Annotated in this window: 15 protein-coding genes; 6 read left to right on the forward strand and 9 right to left on the reverse strand. The window is 59.4% G+C overall.

Features of this window, described 5'->3' with window-relative positions:
• Positions 1 to 27: 27 nt before the first annotated feature.
• Positions 28 to 309: an HU family DNA-binding protein gene (locus ACW9IB_RS06780; protein ID WP_457369001.1), complete on the reverse strand. Its 282-nt coding sequence runs from the start codon at positions 307 to 309 to the stop codon at positions 28 to 30.
• A 396-nt stretch (positions 310 to 705) separates the two neighbouring features.
• Between ACW9IB_RS06780 and yejK the strand changes: the two genes are divergently transcribed.
• Both yejK and ACW9IB_RS06790 read left to right on the forward strand, forming a co-directional pair.
• Positions 706 to 1,710: a nucleoid-associated protein YejK gene (gene yejK / locus ACW9IB_RS06785; protein WP_177016398.1), complete on the forward strand. Its 1,005-nt coding sequence runs from the start codon at positions 706 to 708 to the stop codon at positions 1,708 to 1,710.
• Positions 1,710 to 2,108: a glutaredoxin family protein gene (locus ACW9IB_RS06790; protein ID WP_457412890.1), complete on the forward strand. Its 399-nt coding sequence runs from the start codon at positions 1,710 to 1,712 to the stop codon at positions 2,106 to 2,108. The genes yejK and ACW9IB_RS06790 overlap by 1 nt, the downstream gene beginning before the upstream one ends.
• Here the strand turns inward: ACW9IB_RS06790 and ACW9IB_RS06795 are convergent.
• The 7 genes from ACW9IB_RS06795 to ACW9IB_RS06825 all read right to left on the reverse strand — a co-directional run bounded on the left by ACW9IB_RS06795 (position 2,099) and on the right by ACW9IB_RS06825 (position 8,669).
• Complete coding sequence (locus ACW9IB_RS06795; protein ID WP_457412892.1) at positions 2,099 to 3,367, reverse strand: DUF2599 domain-containing protein; 1,269 nt, start codon at positions 3,365 to 3,367, stop codon at positions 2,099 to 2,101. The genes ACW9IB_RS06790 and ACW9IB_RS06795 overlap by 10 nt on opposite strands.
• A 95-nt stretch (positions 3,368 to 3,462) precedes the next feature.
• On the reverse strand, positions 3,463 to 4,710 hold the full coding sequence (locus ACW9IB_RS06800; RefSeq protein WP_457412893.1) for a DUF2599 domain-containing protein: 1,248 nt from the start codon (positions 4,708 to 4,710) through the stop codon (positions 3,463 to 3,465).
• A 198-nt stretch (positions 4,711 to 4,908) separates the two neighbouring features.
• The gene (locus ACW9IB_RS06805) at positions 4,909 to 5,886 is read right to left on the reverse strand and encodes a FecR family protein (RefSeq protein ID WP_457412894.1); all 978 of its coding nucleotides are present in this window, start codon (positions 5,884 to 5,886) and stop codon (positions 4,909 to 4,911) included.
• Positions 5,883 to 6,461: an RNA polymerase sigma factor gene (locus tag ACW9IB_RS06810; RefSeq protein WP_457369195.1), complete on the reverse strand. Its 579-nt coding sequence runs from the start codon at positions 6,459 to 6,461 to the stop codon at positions 5,883 to 5,885. Before ACW9IB_RS06810 ends, ACW9IB_RS06805 begins: the two co-directional genes overlap by 4 nt.
• 7 nt (positions 6,462 to 6,468) lie before the next feature.
• Positions 6,469 to 6,795, reverse strand: a complete 327-nt coding sequence (locus ACW9IB_RS06815) for a DUF3325 domain-containing protein (RefSeq protein ID WP_457412896.1) — start codon at positions 6,793 to 6,795, stop codon at positions 6,469 to 6,471.
• The gene (locus ACW9IB_RS06820; protein ID WP_457412897.1) at positions 6,796 to 8,370 is read right to left on the reverse strand and encodes a PepSY-associated TM helix domain-containing protein; all 1,575 of its coding nucleotides are present in this window, start codon (positions 8,368 to 8,370) and stop codon (positions 6,796 to 6,798) included.
• Complete coding sequence (locus ACW9IB_RS06825) at positions 8,367 to 8,669, reverse strand: DUF3649 domain-containing protein (RefSeq protein WP_457369192.1); 303 nt, start codon at positions 8,667 to 8,669, stop codon at positions 8,367 to 8,369. Before ACW9IB_RS06825 ends, ACW9IB_RS06820 begins: the two co-directional genes overlap by 4 nt.
• A gap of 169 nt (positions 8,670 to 8,838) precedes the next feature.
• Here ACW9IB_RS06825 and ACW9IB_RS06830 point away from each other — a divergent pair, with 169 nt between their 5' ends.
• The 3 genes from ACW9IB_RS06830 to fecA all read left to right on the forward strand — a co-directional run bounded on the left by ACW9IB_RS06830 (position 8,839) and on the right by fecA (position 12,693).
• Positions 8,839 to 9,327: a sigma-70 family RNA polymerase sigma factor gene (locus ACW9IB_RS06830; RefSeq protein WP_457369191.1), complete on the forward strand. Its 489-nt coding sequence runs from the start codon at positions 8,839 to 8,841 to the stop codon at positions 9,325 to 9,327.
• Positions 9,324 to 10,265, forward strand: coding sequence for a FecR domain-containing protein (locus tag ACW9IB_RS06835; protein WP_457412898.1), 942 nt, complete (start codon positions 9,324 to 9,326; stop codon positions 10,263 to 10,265). The genes ACW9IB_RS06830 and ACW9IB_RS06835 overlap by 4 nt, the downstream gene beginning before the upstream one ends.
• A 91-nt stretch (positions 10,266 to 10,356) precedes the next feature.
• A complete protein-coding gene (gene fecA, locus ACW9IB_RS06840; RefSeq protein WP_457412899.1) occupies positions 10,357 to 12,693 on the forward strand; it encodes a TonB-dependent Fe(3+) dicitrate receptor FecA in 2,337 nt (778 codons plus the stop codon).
• Positions 12,694 to 12,948: 255 nt separating this feature from the next.
• Here fecA and ACW9IB_RS06845 read toward each other — a convergent pair whose 3' ends face one another.
• Positions 12,949 to 13,818, reverse strand: coding sequence for a LysR family transcriptional regulator (locus ACW9IB_RS06845; protein ID WP_457412901.1), 870 nt, complete (start codon positions 13,816 to 13,818; stop codon positions 12,949 to 12,951).
• Positions 13,819 to 13,922: 104 nt separating this feature from the next.
• Here ACW9IB_RS06845 and ACW9IB_RS06850 point away from each other — a divergent pair, with 104 nt between their 5' ends.
• Entirely contained in the window at positions 13,923 to 15,443 is a 1,521-nt protein-coding gene (locus ACW9IB_RS06850; protein ID WP_457412902.1) for an MFS transporter, read from the forward strand.
• Positions 15,444 to 15,465 lie beyond the last annotated feature (22 nt).

Below are 15,465 nucleotides of genomic sequence, written 5' to 3' on the forward strand. Positions count from 1 at the left end.
CAGAGCACGGTTTTTTTTTGCGGCGTCTTACTTGTTGATGCTGTCGGTCAGCACTTTGGCTGGAACGAACTTCACCACTTTCTTGGCAGCGATTTCGATGGCAGCGCCAGTCGAAGGGTTGCGGCCGGTACGGGCAGGACGCTCGGTCACTTTCAGTTTGCCGATGCCTGGCAGAGTGATTTCGGCGCCGTTTTCCAGCTGATCGGCAACGATCTGGCCCAGTTGTTCCAGAGCTGCGCGCGCGGTGGTTTTTGGCGCGTCGATAGCTTCAGCGATATCAGCGATCAGTTGGTCTTTAGTCAAAGCCATTGTGGTGTTCCTTCCCTATCAAATTCATATGGATTGCAGAGTGCAGTGTCAGCCGTCGAGCCTGACCGTCTAGGCCTGGCACCCCCGGCCATAACCACGGAGATCGGGGTTATAGATGCCTGAAACGGGGATTGGTTCGACCTGACAGATGCTGAATGCACGCTTAACGCCGATACTTGGCGTAAGACGGGGCAAAACTAGCACAGAGACGGGGAAATATCCGCTTCTACCTACCCATTTGGTCAGCTTTATCGCTCTAAACCGTGAAAAAAAGGCATATGGCCCGTCGGAGACCACCCAAAATGGCCTTCGAAGCGCGTCTTGGCCAATGGGTGCGGTACACTGGGCGACTTTTCGGGGAGGCCCACCGCTCCCCTTCAACCAGCCGAGAAGCCCATGCCGATCCGTCATTGCATCGTCCACCTGATCGACAAAAAACCCGACGGCACACCCGCAGTTCTTCATGCCCGTGATTCGGAATTGTCCGAGTCGGCCGCCATCGAGAACATGCTTGCCGACCTCAACGAGAGCTACAACGCCAAACAAGGCAAGGCCTGGGGCTTTTTCCACGCCGAGTCCGGCGCGCACCCGTTCAGCGGCTGGTTGAAGGACTATTTCGACGGTGGCCAGGATTTCACCACGTTCAGCCGTACCGCAGTCGAGCACCTGCAGAAGCTGATGGAAGAGTCCAACCTGTCCACCGGCGGCCATGTGCTGTTTGCCCACTACCAACAAGGCATGACTGACTACCTGGCCATCGCCCTGCTGCACCACAGCGAAGGCGTAGCGGTAACCGACGAGCTGGACGTGACCCCTTCGCGCCATCTGGACCTGGGCCAGTTGCACCTGGCAGCACGGATCAACGTGTCCGAGTGGCAGAACAACAAACAATCCAAGCAGTACATTTCGTTCATCAAGGGCAAGAACGGCAAGAAGGTCTCGGAATATTTCCGTGACTTCATCGGTTGCCAGGAGGGCGTCGACGGCCCGGGCGAGACCCGCACCCTGCTCAAGGCATTCAGTGACTTCGTCGAAAGCGAAGACCTGCCGGACGAATCCGCCCGCGAAAAAACCAAGACCCTGGTCGATTACGCCAGCAGCCAGGCCAAGCTGGGCGAACCCATGGGCCTGGAGGAACTGTCGGGGCTGATCGATGAAGATCGACCAAAAGCCTTCTATGACCACATCCGCAACAAGGACTACGGCCTGTCGCCGGAAATCCCGGCGGACAAACGCACCCTCAACCAGTTTCGCCGCTTTACCGGGCGTGCAGAAGGCTTGTCCATCAGCTTCGAAGCGCATTTGCTGGGCGACAAGATCGAGTATGACGAAGCCGCCGGTACCTTGATCATCAAGGGCCTGCCGACCCAATTGACCGACCAGCTCAAGCGCCGCAACTGATGCTCGGCGGGGTCTTCAAGAAAGTCCTGCTGGTCTTGCTCGTGGTGGTGGTGTTTCAGAACTGGGGCAAGATCGAGCGGGTGTTCAACCCCTCGCAGGGGGTGCCGGAGCACGTACGCGCCTCGGCTCGCGTGACACTCTATGCCACCGAGTGGTGTGGCTACTGCAAGCAGATCCGCCGGTTCCTCGATCAGAAGGGCATTCCCTACCAGGCGTTCGATATCGAGAAGGACGCCCAGGCGCGCAAGGCGTATGAGGCGCTGGGGGGCGGCGGGATTCCGTTTGTGGACGTGAATGGGGTCTTGATTCGGGATTACAATCCGAAGGCCATAGAACACGCCTTGTCTGTATCAGAGGCACTGCGTAGCGCCTCTGATACAGGGATAGATCACAAATGATTGCAGCCGTACTTACGGGAGTTTGCGGTCGTGGTGGCAGGACGGAAAGGTTCGAGGTTCCATTGCGGTTTATTCCGTGCATCCAAGTAATGACAGATTAACTGCTCACGCATACTGGCCCCTGCGCCGGGTGGGGACTTCCACTGCGGATCGTTACCAAACAGTTTGACAATCTCAGCCATCACCTGGACGGTGGTGGCGTCATCCCTCACATTACGACCAAGATCGGTGGGGGTTAGTCGCAAACTCCATTCATTCTTGCCAGTACCGGGATCGTATCGATTGATCCACTCGCCTTTCTGAATGTATTGACCTACGGCGGGTGGCGGAACGCATGCCTTTTGGTCACCGGGATTGTAACTAAAGGTCGCCTTCTCTTGAGCAGTCTTTGGTAGAGTCAACCGAATAATCGGCAGAAACTTATCCGTGTACTTACAGTAATCGCCCTGATCATATTGAGCATCCAACAACCCCTGCCCTGCCCCCTGAGGATTGGGTATGAAATACACAGCTCTTATAGGCAAGGTAGCGGGGTCATTGTAGTCCCAGTAAACCGGATCATTCAGATTTGCAGGATTCGCAATACCCAACATGACTTCATTCTGTTGATTCAGAGGTTGTGGTGTAAGAAGCTTAGACGCCTCCACAAAAGCTTTAAATGCGTCCAGCGCGTCGATGCCTCGCCCCTCCCTTAAATTAAAGCTGCATTGCTTTTGATTGTCATACCCCTCTGACTTAAATTTTCCAATCCATTGAACACCCGTCAAGATATTTTGTGTCTCGCAGGATGCGCTTACAGCACCGCCATTTGAACTTACCCCGCACCCTTCTTGATTACGGAAATCAGTCCAACCATCTTTTGGGAACGCACAATTGATTGTAATATCTTTTTTATCAGGACGATTACCAATAGGCGGATCAACAAAAAAACCATTATCATCATCCCTTATCGTCCTATCAAAGTTTATGTCCCTACGCAGGTATGAAAATGACAGGCCATTTTTTTTTGCCGCATTCGGGCTAACCCCCCAGAACCGGAAGGTTGGGCCGGGAACCGTTGACCTTAACAAAACACCATTACACACAATACCCGGTGCTTTTGGACAACCATCACTTGTGTCATCGTATCGTTTGCTTAGTACCGTAGCAGCCTCTTGACCAATGGCATCCTCTGCAGGGCCAGCCAAAACTTCCCGCAGGGCTGCATTAGACAAGACCATGCCCAAGAGCACGAAAGCGCGCACGCAATTAGTTTTCATGAAAGTATCTCCTTACTGCCAAACCAGATTATTTAAAGCCAAACGATCGGCCCATTAATCCCCCGTTCCAAACTGGATCCCGTAAGTAGTTCAATTTAGGAGGGGTTGCACCCGGCAGCCACAGCTACTGCTTGGGTGGTATCTGACCTGAAAGGCTCTAAATTGTAATTTGTATTATCACGGTATGTTGCAAGGAGACAGGCTAATTGACGGCGCACACCTCCGTTATACTCAGCAACCCATTGAGGGTCCTTCCCATGTTTATCAACTATCTCCTTGTAGAAATTATCCAGTTGATTGGCCTGACTCAGTCGGCCGCAATCGGTAGGTGTCACTGACAAGGTCCATTTGTTGGCCTTGGCACCGGGATCATAGCGATTCACCCACTCGGTTTTATCTACAAAGCGGCGGCACATCACTGTGTTCAACGGTGCCTGGTCCGCTGGCGCGTAGAAAAACGTGGCATCCTCAGCCGGGGTCATAGGAAGGGTTATTCGGACAATCGGAAGGAAGTGGCCAGAGTCTTCATATATAGCCATCTGATCTTTTTGAGCCTCACTTTTTCCCGCTTCAGTTGCAGCCCCCGTCACAGTGTCTTTACTAATCCAAAAAATGGCCCAAATGGGTACTCGACTCCCATCACTTTGCGGCCATGACGCTATGCGAATTTCATTGTTGCTCAATAGATCCGCAGCGAAGTGCTCACTCTGAACTTCAGCAAAGGAATGAGCTTTAATAAATTGCATAAAAATATTCGCACTCGCCGGCTCAGTCGCGGGTTTTAAATCAAACAGGCACTGGCGATAGTGGGACTTTCCGTTTACCAAATAGTAAGCAAGCCATGCATCGGCAGTAGTAATACCTTGAGCCTGACAACTGCGTTCCACCTGCTCGGTATTGACAGCATCCCCGCAGCCCTTTTCTGTCACTCTACCGTGAGAGCCGGCGTCATTCACTGCGGCACATAACACTTGCAACTGAATATAATCATCCGGCGAATAAAACATTGAACGAATGATATAGCCATGTCGATGATCAGACGCCAATTGGCGAAATTTTGCATCTTTACGAATATAGGAAAACGCTGTCGCCTCCTTTGAAGCGGGACCAAAGTTCCAAAACCTGTATTCGGCGGAGTAAACGGTCCCTCGTATGAATATGCCAGAGCAGAGAAACGCAGGCCGCTTTGCCGACCCGCAATCAGCCACGGTCTTCTTGTAGGCGGCGTACATGTCAAATACTGTCTGCGCGCCCACTTGATCATGATTGAGATACTGAGCCGCTGCCAGGTTCGTCAAAAAAACATGAAACAGAAATATAAAATATATACATACACGTTTCATAGCATGCGCCTCCACACGTCGTTTAAATCTTCGACTTAATGGAAACGCACTCGCTTAAAATGATCTACTGTGAAGTCTGACAGGACCGAATACTCATTAGCAATTAACAACTAACTGTTATTCCAAAATTATTCAAACTATCGTCGGACTGCCAACATTAACAGTATCAAAACAGGGTGATTTCAGGCAAAGGACGCTTCAACGCAGCACAATCATCCGCCCCAGCACATGGTGCTGTTCAAACCCCAGCACCGCCTGCAATGCATTCAACACCGCCTGCGGGTCTTTGCTCGGAAAGCTGCCACTGACGCGCCGGGCGCCCATCTCGTCGTTGAGCAACAGGATGCGCCCCGGGTAGTAGCGCCCCAGGTCCTTGACCACATCGGCCAGCGGCGCCTTGTAATAATTGAGCCAGCCATCACGCCAGGCCAGGCGCGATTCGCTGTCCACGGCCTGCACAGCGTCGGCAACGCCCTCGGCATAGGCCACTTGCTGTCCAGCGGTCAGAATTTGCTGTGTGCCCTGCCGGGACGGTGTTACGCCGACCCGGCCGGACAACACGGTCACCTGAGCGCCGGCCGGCTGCAGGCGCACTTCGAATTGCGTGCCCAACACCCGCGTTTCGCCGCTGTCCGCTTCCACCACAAAGGATTGGCCGGTGTGGGTCACGCTGAAAAAGCCGGCGCCGCGCCGCAATTGGATATGCCGTTCGCCATGGCTGAAGTCCACGGCAATGGCACTGTCGGCGTCGAGGGTCACTTGGGATTGGTCGGCCAGCGTGACGGTTTTGATTTCGCCCGGCGCCGTCACGTAGTCCGCGCCGATGTGATCGACCCAGCGCGACGGCTGCCAGCCGGCGCCCATGGACACCATCAACAGCAGGCAGGCCGCCATCGCCAAAGCGCCGGACCAACGTATCGCCCGCGAGCGCTTTGAGGTGTTCATCGCATTGAGGTAGCCCTGCAACGCCAAGGCCTCCTCGCCTGCCAGCTTGCGCGCCGGCTCTTCACTCAGTTCCCATACCACCTGCGCCTGGGAGTACGCCTCGACATGCGCGGGGTCGGCGCGCAGCCACTGGCTGAACGTGGCCTGATCACCGCTGCTGGGTTGATCGTGCAGCAGGCTCAACCAGGCCAGTGCGGCTTGTTCCTGAGCGGGCGTGGGCGTGGTGGTCACGGTGCTTTCCCTGGCGTGCGTGGAGGCGATGGTTCACGAAGGCTGGCTTTGCAGGCTTCGAGGGCACGCATCATATGTTTTTCCACGGCACTTTGGGACAGGCCCATGGCCTTGGCGATTTGCGTGTAAGTGCGGCCGTGAATGCGGTTAAGCAGAAAGATATGCCGGGTGCGCTCCGGCAGGCTACGAAGGGCGGCTTCCACGTGACGCAGATCATTACCGGCTTCGAGGGCAGCCTGAGGCTCGCAACCCTGGTGGTCATGCTGTTCCGGCAGCCAGCCTTCACTGCTGCGCACGCGGGCGCCTTCGCTGCGCAGATGGTCGATGGCGATATTGCCGGCACACCGCAGCAGGTACGTGCTGAGTTCCTCGACCTGCACCAACGGCCGGCGCCAGAAGCGCAGGAACAGGTCCTGCACCAGGTCGGCCGCGGTCGCACGGCAGCCGACGCGGCGGCTGACCAGGGCTTCCATCTGCGAACGCTGGGACAAAAACACCTGCAGAAAATGCGCACGCCCACCTGCCGCATCGGCGTGCTGGCTGTCCTGGGACTCGGGTGGAGTGCTGATCATCATGCAGAGCTCAGAGGATGGCGAATGCCGCAACGGGGCTGGCCAGCAGACCGAAGCCCGCCAGGATCAAGGCCAGCCTTGGCCGATAGGGCAACAACAGCACCAGCAACAAGGCGCTGAGCATTAACACCGCACACCACTCCACCAGGCCCTGGGCCCAACCGGCAGCATCCACTGCCGGCCAGATCGAAACACTCAACAGGCCCGCACCGACAATGCGCAACACCAGACGCCGGCGCGCCGACAATTTGCGGCGCAACAGCTCACCGTGATGGCGATCGGTGGCCAGGCACAAAGCGGTGAACCCGGCGTAGCACATCAACAAGGCGACGAGCATTCAGTGGGCCTCGCGCTTGAGGGTCAACGGACGTGCGCGCTCGGCCTTGGGTAGGGGCGCCGCGCGCTGCTGCATCTTCCAGGCGGCCCAGGTGAGGAATACGCCGCTGCCCAGGCACGTGAGGTCAAAGCCGGCCATGGCCCAGTCGCCGGAGGCGAGTGAAACGCCCAGGTGATGCGATGTGGTCAGCGCGTTCAACAATGGGATCGCGACAAACATGAGTGCGGCCAGGCTCAGTTGCTCGACCCATCCCTGGCGCCCCCGGCGCAGCGCGGCGTGCAGCAGGCTCAGGCCCCAGGCGATGAAAAAGGTTTGCACCTCCCAGTCAGAACGCTCGGCAAGACCGATCGGCAGTACACGGTTGGCCCAGAAAAACGCCGCAATCGCGATGAGCAGCCCCGACATGCTGGTCATGTTCAGCACGTCGACCAAACGCAATTCAAACGGCATCACGCCGGTTTTCGCATGCTTGAGTTGGCGCTTGCCCAGCCAGATCACCAGGCCGGTGCCGATCATCGCCGTTCCCGCCAAACCGCAGATAAAGTACAGCCAGCGCAGCAGCGGGCCGGCGAAATGCCCCATGTGCAGGCCATAGAAACTGCCGCCGATCACCGCTGGCAACGACTGTTCGCCACTGACCCGCAACAGCTCGCCAGTGGCGCCGTTGAACGAGACGGTACTGCCAAAATCATGCACCACACGGTCGGAGCCGGCGCGGAACACATTGACCGACGCGTTCACATCCCCCGGATTGTTCACCGCCAGCCTGCCGACATGGCCGCCTGCCCACTGTGCGCGTGCCTGTTCGTACAGAGGCACCAGCGGCAACAGCTTGGCGGACTGGCCCGACGCCTGGGCGTTGTTGGTGGCGGGAAACACTTCGCTGAAGAAAGCGCGGGTGTCATTGCCATAAGAGGCGAGAATCGGCGCCGGCATGACCAGGCTCATGAAGATCACCAGGCTGCTGTAGGTGATCATCAAATGGAACGGCAGCACCAGCACGCCCACTGCGTTGTGCCCGTCAAGCCAGGAGCGCTGCCCCTTGCGGGGACGGAAGGTGAAGAAGTCCTTGAAGATTTTCTTGTGGGTGATGATGCCGGTGATCAGCGCGACGAACATCACCATCGCCGCGATGGTCGACAGCCAGCGGCCCCACGGATGGGGCATTTGCAACTGGAAATGGAACCGGTAGAAGAACTCGCCGCCCATGCTTTCACGGGCCTGGACCGGCTGGCCGGTGACGGGGTCGAGGACTTTCTGAATGAAGTCTCCGCGTTTGCCGGGGTCAACCTTGTCTTGCCACATCACCGACAGACCAGGGTCGCGGCTGTTGGGCAAGGTGATGAACCAGCGTGCGGCATTGGGCGCCTGCTGTTGCAGATAGGTTTGGGCCGCGCTCAGGCTGCGCGCGTCGTCAAGCGCGTGAGCCTGCACCTCGGGCTGCATCCAATGGCTGATCTCATCCTTGAAATACGCCAGGGTCCCAGTCAGAAAAATCGCAAAAAGCAGCCAGCCAAATACCAACCCGGCCCAGGTGTGCAACCAGGCCATGGCCTGGCGAAATCCCTCTTTCATGAACGCGCCACCCAAAAGCCGACACCCGCCAACGTGGCAAACAACGCACTGGGCAACATCACCCCAAACCAGGCGCGTGCGGCGCTACGGCAGGCGAAACACCAGAGCACCGCCAGCAGATAGAACACGAATGAACTCATCATCCCGGTAATCACCGCATCGGCGCGGGAAGTCGGCATCCATAACGCCAGGCAGATACTGGCCAGCGAGGCCATGAGATAACCGCCCACCACCGCGGCCAGCACGCGCGAGGTCACGGCGAGGCGATAGGAGACGGGCAGTGAGGTTTTGCTTTTCATGGGGAGACGCCCTGTTCATCAGAGCGCGATATTAATGATAAATATTCTCATAAGCAAAACAGAACAGATGAATCACCGCACCTGACGGATTGCCGAAGCAAACCTTGCGCCCTACAATGCGAACAATTCTTGTTCTCTAGAGCATGTTCATGCTTGCGGAGTGTTCGCGTTGCAACCGTCCAACCCTGTCGAAGTCCTGTATCACGACCATCACCACTGGCTCACCGGCTGGTTGCGACGCAAGCTCGGCTGCCCGGAAAGTGCCGCCGATCTGGCGCAGGACACCTTCATCCGCGTGCTCACCGCGCGCGAAACGCCGACATTGATCGAACCCCGCGCCTTCCTCACCACTATCGCCAAGCGGGTGTTATTCAACTTCTATCGACGCCAGGACCTGGAACGCGCCTACCTCGACGCACTGGCCCAAATGCCCGAACAGGTGGCGCCGTCGGAAGAAGAGCGCGCGATCATCCTGCAAACGCTGCTGGAGCTGGACCAACTGCTCGACGGCCTGCCCACCCAGGTCAAGCGCGCATTCCTGCTGGCGCAACTCGACGGCCTGACCTACGCCCAGATCGGCGCCGAACTGGGCATCTCGATTGCCACGGTCAAGCGCCACCTGAACAAAGCGGCGATGCGCTGCTATTTCGCCCTATGAACGTTTCTACCCAGGTCGCCGAACAAGCCGTGCACTGGCTGATGGAAATGCAGCAGGGCGCGCTCAACCCGCGTCAGCAGGCCGCCTGGCAACAGTGGCTCAATGCCCACAGCGAGCATCAGCGCGCGTGGGACCACATCCAGCGCGTCAATCAGCGCCTGCGCGGCATGCCTGCGCCTTTGGTCCATGCCGCGCTGAACGCACCGCAATCCGGCAGTCGTCGTCAGGCGCTCAAGTTGCTGTTGATCCTCGGCGCCGGTTCCGCCGCGGCCTGGAGCCTGCGCCAGCAACATATTCTGCCGCCCTTGACCGCCGACTATCGCAGCCCCATCGGCCAGCGCCGCAAGGTGCAACTGGCTGACGGAAGCCAGTTGCAGCTCAACACCGGCAGTGCAGTGGATGTGCATTTCGACGGCCAGCAACGGCTGATTCGCCTGCTCGAAGGCGAGATCATGCTCACCGGCCTGGCCGGCAATGCGCCCTTGCAGGTGCTGACCGGCCAGGGCTTGCTCACCAGCCAGGCCGCACGCCTGAATGTGCGCCAGTTCAACGACCACACCCAGGTAGCGGTATTCAATGGCCACGTCAGTGCCATGCCTAACCACTACAGCGGCTTGCCGTTGACGGTCGACGCTGCGCGCCAGGTCAATTTCACCCGCAAAGGCTGGGACACCCCACGCCCCACCGACGCCAACAGCGGCGCCTGGGCCGACGGCATGCTGGTGGCCGCCCATATGCGCCTGGAAGACTTCCTCGCCGAACTCGGCCGCTACCGCCGTGGCCAGCTCAATTGCGATCCGCAGGTGGCCAATCTGCTGCTGTCCGGCAGCTACCCGCTGGACGACAGCGAGCGCATCCTGGACCTGCTGGAAGTCAGCCTGCCGGTCAAGGTGCGACGATTTACCCGCTACTGGGTGACGGTGCAGGCGCGCGCCTGAAACTATTTTCAACCACGATGAGCCGTTTTCCAGCCCTCGCGTGACAGAGAAGGAAAGCCCCCTTGATCCTTCCTTCTCAGGACCGCTCTTTATGCTCCAGCACCCCACCCCTCTCGCCCGCACCCTGCGTCATCTGCTGCTGGGCGCCAGCCTCGGCTTTACGGTATTGCCCCCGCTGATGGCGGCCGAGGCCAAGCCTTATCACATCGCTCCAGCGTCACTGGAGGCCGCGTTGAATCAATTCGGGCGCGAAGCGGGCGTGCTGATTTCCTTTGGTTCCGAGGTCACCGCCGGCTTGCACAGCCCCGGTCTGAACGGCAATTACAGCGCCGCCGATGGCCTGCAAAAACTGTTGGAAGGTACCGGCCTGCAAGCGCGCGCCGAAGGCGATAACGCTTACAGCCTGCAACCTGCGAACGCGCCGGCGACCCTGGAGCTGAGTACGTCCAGTGTGGTCGGTGACTGGCTGGGCGATGCCGCGCAAACCCATGTGTTCGAACACCCCGGCGCCCGTGACGTGATCCGTCGCGAGGAATTCGAACGCCAGGGCGCTACCCAGGCCCGCGACGTGCTCAACCGCATCCCCGGCGTCAACGCGCCGGACAACAACGGCACCGGCAGCCACGACATGGCACTGAACTTCGGCATACGCGGCCTCAACCCGCGGCTCGCGTCGCGCTCCACCGTATTGATGGACGGCATCCCGGTACCGTTCGCGCCTTACGGCCAGCCGCAGCTGTCATTCGCGCCTATCAGCATGGGCAACATGGACGCCGTGGACGTGGTGCGCGGCGGCGGTGCGGTGCGCTACGGCCCGCAGAACGTCGGCGGCATCGTCAACTTCGTGACCCGCGCCATTCCCGATGCGCCGACGGTCAAAGGCGGCCTGCAGACCGAAACCAGCCCGTCTTCCAGCCACGATGGTTTCAAGACCACCGGCAACCTGCTGGCCGGCGGCACCGCCGACAACGGTCTGGGCGGCGCGCTGCTGTATTCCGGCACCCGTGGTGGCGACTGGCGCGAAAACAGTAATACCCGCATCGACGACCTGATTCTCAAGGGCAAATACCAGTTCGACGACGCCAACAGTTTCAACGCCATGGCGCAGTACTACGAAGGCCAAGCCGATATGCCCGGCGGCTTGAACGTCAAGGACTACAAGGCCGATCCGTATCAGTCCACCCGCCCCTACGACAAATTCTGGGGCCGCCGTACGATGTTCAACGTCGGCTATCGCTACGAGCAGGACCGTCGCGAATTCACCGTCAACAGCTTCTTCACCAAAACCCTGCGCAGCGGCTACCTGGACCAGGGCACGTTCCTCTCGCTGTCTCCGCGTGAGTACTGGGTGCGCGGCCTCGAAACCCGTTTTGCCCAAGGCTTCGACCTCGGCCCCACCAGCCACGAAGTGGGCGTGGGTTACCGTTACATCAACGAAGCGGGCCACGAGCTGCGCTATCGCACGCCCATCAGCGCCAACCAGCAGATCCCCAACACCAGCAGCCGCAACGACCGTGACACGCGGGGCGGCACCGAAGCGAATGCATTCTTCGTCGACGACCGCATCGATATCGGCAAATGGACGATCACCCCGGGTATTCGCTACGAGATGATCGAGTCCCAGCAGACCAACAACCTGAGCAACGTCAAATACAAGGGCGACTACAACACCGCGTTGCCGGCGTTGAACGTGCTCTACCATCTGACCGACGACTGGAACCTCTACGCCAACACCGAAGGCTCCTTCGGCAGCGTACAGTACAGCCAGATGCCCAACCGCGTGACCAGTGGCGAAGTGAAACCGGAAAAGGCCCGCACTTGGGAACTCGGCACCCGCTACGACAATGGCACCCTGCGTGGGGAAATCGGCGCGTTCCTGATCAACTTTGACAACCAGTACGACAGCAACCAGACCAACGACTCGGTGATTGCCCGCGGTGAAACGCGCCATCAAGGCATCGAATCGAGCATCAACTATGCCCTGGACGGTTTGAGCCCTGCACTGGCCGGTTTCGATGTGTACGCCACTTACGCCTACGTCGACGCCACCATCCGCGAAGACGGCCCGAACAAAGGCAACCGCGTGCCCTTCTCGTCCAAGCACAAAGGCACCCTGGGCGTGGGCTACACCGAGGGGCGCTGGAAACTCAACCTGGACAGCAGCTACCAGAGCAGCCAATTCGCCGACAACGCCAACACCCGGATGGAAAGCGCCGACGGCAGTACCGGACGCATCCCCGGCTACATGCTGTTCAGCAGCCGCGCGGCGTATGACTTCGGCCCGCAGCTGTCGGATTTGAATGTGGCGGTCGGAGTGAAAAACATCTTCAACAAGCAGTACTACACGCGCTCGTTCGACGATAACAACAAGGGCAAATACGTCGGTGAACCACGCACGGTGTACGTGCAGACATCCATCGCGTTTTGATCACCTGAAACCTTGATTTACCAGCAATGGCGATCCCCTGTGGGAGCAGGCTTGTCGGGTCGCCGCATCGCTGCGAAGACGGCGGCACTGCCGACACAGATGCCGACTGACCCACCGCTTTCGTAGACTCGCCGGGGCTCGACAACTCCCACAGGGGATTGGCAGTGGCTGAAAAAATTCTGTCAGCAGGGCCGGGCGCTTTCTCGCCAACAATAGAGATCCAATGTGAGAAGCCGGCCTTGCCGAGGAGCGGGTTTAACTACCCGCCAGGCAACTGGGGGTGCCCGCAACCAATGCATCGATTGCGCAGCGAACCTTGGCAGGCATGTGCGGTGCTGTGGGCCAGACCACATGGATCGGCGAAGGCTGGTTGCGATGGTTCGGCAACACAGCTTCCAGTTGCCCGCGCAATACGTAGTGAGCAATCAGCCAGCTTGGCAACCAGGCCAGGCCCACCCCCGCGATGGCGGCGTCGGCCACGGCCTGGAGGTCGTCCAGAATCAGCGGAGAGCTCAGCCGCGAACGCTGCGCAACGGTGCGGTAGGCAATCCCACGATGCCCGGCGAGGTCCGCGAGAGATTCGATACGCCCCACTCGTTGCAGGTACGCCGGTGACGCGGCCAGTCCCACCGACTGCTCGCCCAGGCGGCGGGCGCTCAAGCGGTCCGTGTCAGGCAAAGTGCCAATGCGCACGGCAATATCGAAGCCTTCCTGTGCCAGGTCTGTCATGCGGTCCGAGAAGCAAATCTCGATTTCCAGCGCCGGATAACGCTCCATCAACCCCCACAATGCAGGCGCCGCATAGTGATGCCCGAAAATCAGCGGCACGCTGGCGCGCAGGCGTCCGCGTGGCTGTTGTCGGCCACTGTCCAGCACTGACTCGGCGGCCTCCAACTCAGCCAGCGCCCGCAGACAGTGCTCGTAGTACGCCTGCCCATCTTCGGTCAGACGCTGACGCCGCGTGGAGCGTTGCAGCAGACGTGTGCCCAGGCGCGCTTCCAGTCGCGCCAGGCCTTTGCCCACAGCTGAGCGTGTGAGGTTCAGGCGTTCGGCAGCTTGCGTCAGGTTGCCGCTTTCGACCACCTGGAGGAACAGTTCAATGCCGTCGAAACGTGGAATGGCCATGTGTCAATTGTCGCTCTTTATTCCCTTATCAACGGAAAACTTATCACGAATAAAGAACTGGATTCCCCTGAAAATAATCCGATCCCCACCTTCAGGAGAATGTCATGCCATCCACCGCCACTGCGTCGGCCCTCAGCCCTCCACATACCCAACGAAATGGCCTCGCCCTCACCGCCGTGTGCCTGGTGCCCCTGATGTTCGGCCTGGAAATCTCCAGCGTGCCGGTCATCCTGCCCACCCTTGAACAGCAACTGGGCACGGGCTTCCAGGACGCTCAATGGATCATGAACGCCTACACCCTGGCCTGCACCAGCGTGCTGATGGCGGCAGGCACGCTGGCCGACCGCTTCGGACGTCGGCGCATCCTGGTGCTGTGCCTGTGGTTGTTTGGCTTGGCTTCTCTGGCTTGCGGACTGGCGGAGGATGCCGCCACCTTGATCGCCGCGCGTTTCGCTCAGGGCGTGGGTGGCGGAGCCATGATGATCTGCCAGTTCGCCATTCTGTCGCACCTGTTCCGCGAACCGGCGGCACGTGCGCGAGCCTTTGCGATCTGGGGCGTGATCGCCGGCGTGGGCCTGGGCTTCGGTTCCATCGTGGGCGCGTCGATCCTCGCCGTAGCGGATTGGCGCTGGGTGTTTCTCGTGCACGTGCCGCTCACCCTGGTCACACTGGGATTGCTGTGCATCAGCGTGCAAGAGTCCCGCGACCCGGCAAACAAACGCCTGGACATCGCCGGCATGCTCACCCTGACCCTCTCGGTGTTTGCCCTGGTTTACTTCATCACCCAAGGCACCGAAAGCGGCTTCGGCACGCCAGCCATGTTGGGCTGGGCCGGGTTTTCGCTGGTCACGCTGGTGCTTTTCCTGGTGATCGAAAAGCGCAGCGCGCACCCGATGTTCGATTTCTCGGTGTTCCGCCTGCCGCGTTTCAACGGTGCGTTGATGGGATCGATTGGGATGAACTTCAGTTTCTGGCCGTTCATGATCTACCTGCCGCTCTATTTCCAGGCGGGCCTGGGCTACGACACCCTGACCACCGGTGGCGCGCTGCTCGCCTACACAGTGCCCACGTTGCTGGTACCTCCACTGGCCGAACGCCTCGCCTTGCACTACGGCGCCGAACGCATCATCCCAATGGGCCTCGGCCTGATGGGCTCAGGTTTTATCGCCATGGCTGCGGCCAACAGCGTCGAGCATCCGAATATCGGGCTGGTGCTGCTCGGTTGCGCGATCGCCGGTATTGGCCTGGCCCTGACCAACTCGCCCACCACCAATACCACCACGGGTTCGGTGTCGGCTGATCGCGCAGGCATGGCCTCGGGCATCGACCTCAGCGCACGGTTGATTACCCTGGCATTGAACATTGCGTTGATGGGGCTGGTGTTGTTGCTGGGCATTGGTCATCGACTCGCCGAACTACCGCCCCTCGACATCGCCGCAGACTGGTCGAGCATCAGCCAGACTATTGCAGCGGGCAAGGTGGACGCCCTGAGCGCGCTGGGCCTGGCCGACTCGGCAGCCCGGTCCGCCCTGCGTCACGGCGTCGGCTGGGCCATGTTGTTCGCTGGCCTGGGCGCATGTGGGCTGGCGCTGTTGAGCCGGTATTTTTTCCGACCTATCCGATAAACGAAAACGGGCCTGCATCCGC

Source organism: Pseudomonas sp. SDO524_S393 (assembly GCF_054071875.1).

Coding starts and splice junctions, on each gene's coding strand:
- ACW9IB_RS06780 (WP_457369001.1), bottom strand. CDS start 309: ATGGCTTTGACTAAAGACCAACTGATCGCTGATATCGCTGAAGCTATC.
- yejK (WP_177016398.1), top strand. CDS start 706: ATGCCGATCCGTCATTGCATCGTCCACCTGATCGACAAAAAACCCGAC.
- ACW9IB_RS06790 (WP_457412890.1), top strand. CDS start 1,710: ATGCTCGGCGGGGTCTTCAAGAAAGTCCTGCTGGTCTTGCTCGTGGTG.
- ACW9IB_RS06795 (WP_457412892.1), bottom strand. CDS start 3,367: ATGAAAACTAATTGCGTGCGCGCTTTCGTGCTCTTGGGCATGGTCTTG.
- ACW9IB_RS06800 (WP_457412893.1), bottom strand. CDS start 4,710: ATGAAACGTGTATGTATATATTTTATATTTCTGTTTCATGTTTTTTTG.
- ACW9IB_RS06810 (WP_457369195.1), bottom strand. CDS start 6,461: ATGATGATCAGCACTCCACCCGAGTCCCAGGACAGCCAGCACGCCGAT.
- ACW9IB_RS06815 (WP_457412896.1), bottom strand. CDS start 6,795: ATGCTCGTCGCCTTGTTGATGTGCTACGCCGGGTTCACCGCTTTGTGC.
- ACW9IB_RS06820 (WP_457412897.1), bottom strand. CDS start 8,370: ATGAAAGAGGGATTTCGCCAGGCCATGGCCTGGTTGCACACCTGGGCC.
- ACW9IB_RS06825 (WP_457369192.1), bottom strand. CDS start 8,669: ATGAAAAGCAAAACCTCACTGCCCGTCTCCTATCGCCTCGCCGTGACC.
- ACW9IB_RS06835 (WP_457412898.1), top strand. CDS start 9,324: ATGAACGTTTCTACCCAGGTCGCCGAACAAGCCGTGCACTGGCTGATG.
- fecA (WP_457412899.1), top strand. CDS start 10,357: ATGCTCCAGCACCCCACCCCTCTCGCCCGCACCCTGCGTCATCTGCTG.
- ACW9IB_RS06845 (WP_457412901.1), bottom strand. CDS start 13,818: ATGGCCATTCCACGTTTCGACGGCATTGAACTGTTCCTCCAGGTGGTC.
- ACW9IB_RS06850 (WP_457412902.1), top strand. CDS start 13,923: ATGCCATCCACCGCCACTGCGTCGGCCCTCAGCCCTCCACATACCCAA.